The organism is Azotobacter armeniacus, from assembly GCF_054779355.1.
The window spans coordinates 1-750 of record NZ_BAAGYK010000093.1 but is presented as its reverse complement, the minus strand read 5'-3'; the positions used below and the strand labels follow the sequence as shown (position 1 = coordinate 750).

The following is a 750-nucleotide window of genomic DNA, read 5'->3' as shown; positions in this document are numbered from 1 at the left end:
TTCCCCATGCGAGAGTAGGTCATCGTCAAGCGCCTATCCCGAACCCCCGAGCCACGACAGCGGCTCGGGGGTTTTCGCTTGCGCCCGGAAAGACGGTCGGAAGCAGGTAAGCAATGGCCAAGCCTTCGTAAGCGAACGGTGATCACACCTTGCTGGCGGGTGACCAGTTGTGCGGGAGCAGCTCGGCCAGTGCGCTGGCCTTCTGCGTCGGCAGGCGCGTGAGCACGTCCTTCAGGTAGGCATACGGATCATGCCCGTTCAGGCGTGCCGACTGGATCAGCGTCATAAGGGCAGCCGCACGCTTGCCGCTGCGCAGCGAGCCGGCGAACAGCCAGTTCGAGCGCCCGAGGGCCCACGGGCGGATCTGGTTTTCGCACCAGTTGTTATGTGTGCCTCGCCAAGGCACGATCGATCCGTCGGTGGAAGTCCGACCCGGCCAACTCGCGCTCCGGCCGGAAGCACAAGGAGCGGCTCAGGAGGTAACGAATGGGCTGAAGCACTGCTTGAAAAGGCTTCGATAGGAAGCCAGCGAGCCATGCGGGCCGCACGCGAGTGAACACCGAGCAGGCCTCGAAATGCCGTCGTGGATGCTGACTCGCCATAATAACGAGGAAGGCCGGCGACGGTACGCAAGCGAGCGTGATGAGCAGGGCAATCGCATGAAGGCTACCCAAGTCCGAGAAGTACAGCGCGATAGGTATCGGAGGTGGATGCAACCAGGCGGCGGGTCTTGATGCCACCCTTCTTGCC

1 pseudogene is annotated in these 750 nt (G+C 62.9%); it reads right to left on the bottom strand.

Annotated elements, in window-relative coordinates:
* Positions 1 to 142: 142 nt before the first annotated feature.
* Positions 143 to 385 (bottom strand): annotated as a pseudogene (locus ACYVD0_RS13255) (transposase domain-containing protein); the annotation flags it as partial.
* Positions 386 to 750: the final 365 nt, after the last annotated feature.